2 protein-coding genes are annotated in these 1,080 nt (G+C 68.7%); both read right to left on the bottom strand.

The annotated features are described in order from the left end of the window. Positions 1-179: 179 nt before the first annotated feature. Positions 180-830 carry a nicotine blue oxidoreductase gene (gene nboR / locus HNO81_RS19930; protein ID WP_254703603.1) on the bottom strand — a complete coding sequence of 217 codons (651 nt, stop codon included), beginning with the start codon at positions 828-830 and terminating at the stop codon, positions 180-182. Between the two features lie 68 nt (positions 831-898). Beyond that, positions 899-1,080 (bottom strand): hypothetical protein (locus HNO81_RS19925; protein WP_175319817.1); only part of this gene is annotated, 182 nt, incomplete at its 5' end.

The following is a 1,080-nucleotide window of genomic DNA, read 5'->3' as shown; positions in this document are numbered from 1 at the left end:
CCACCGGCCGGCACTACCAAAGCGAACACCAGGACTGGGAACCACCCCAATGGCCCGAAGAACTGGCGGCGGGAGGAACCGACATCGTTCACCACAGCGGGTCGCCCTGGGAGGACGCCCTGGAGCGGTTCCTTCGCGCCCACGCCTGACCGGCTTCGCGTGCTGGTGGAGGTCGGATGTTAGCGGAGCAGTCCCAGTTGGTCCGGAGTATCGACGTCTTCACCGGTGGACTGGTCACTGCAGTCCACCTCATCCACCAGGTCCGGGTGGGAGCGCAGGAAGCCGCGGGCCCCGGCGTCGCCCGTCACCGTTGCGCACACGGCCTCCCGCAGGCAGGCATCGATGAGCAGGGGGTGCCCGCGGCGGAGGGCCGTGCCACCGCCGTCGTTGGAATCACGACGACGGTACGCTGCGGCCGTGATGCGTCCCGGCCGGTGCCGCACCATCAGCCGCTTAACCGTCTCAACGGTGACGCCCGGCTGGTCCACCAGCGCGATCAGGAGGTGGTCATCCGCGTCCGCCACCTGGTTGCCGAGCAGGAAGGAACTGCCCATCCCGGTTTCCCACCGTTTATTGGCCAGCACACGGAAGCCCTCCAACCGGGCGGCAGATTCAACCTGGCCTGCACCGGCACCGAGGACCACCACCACTTCCCGGCAGCCGCCTTCGAGCAGTGTATTGGCGACTGACTCCACCAGCGGCCGGCCCCGGTAGGGCAGCAGCGCCTTTGGTCCCAGTCCCAGGCGGGTTCCCGCTCCGGCCGCAAGGACGACGCCCGTCACCCCGCGGCCAGTCGGGCGTGCGGGTCCGGGCGCGTCCATATTCTTCATAGCTGCACCCTAGCCAATGCCAAAGCGGTCGGGGCAGCCTCCCCCCCGACTACTGCTGGTGGTGGTTGTCAGGCGTCCCCGCCCGCCCCGCCGGTGGTGCCGGCGTTGACGTCCAGGAGCTTGTAGCGGTCCATGGCGTACGACGGCGCGTCCGCCTGCACTTCCCCCCTTGCCGCGAGCAGCTGGAGCACTTTCACCACGATGGAGTGGGTGTCGTTCTTGAAGTAGCGGCGTGCTGCTGCGCGGGTGT

The organism is Pseudarthrobacter sp. C4D7 (assembly GCF_013359725.1).
Classification (GTDB): domain Bacteria; phylum Actinomycetota; class Actinomycetes; order Actinomycetales; family Micrococcaceae; genus Arthrobacter.
This window is presented reverse-complemented; position numbering and strand designations above follow the sequence as displayed.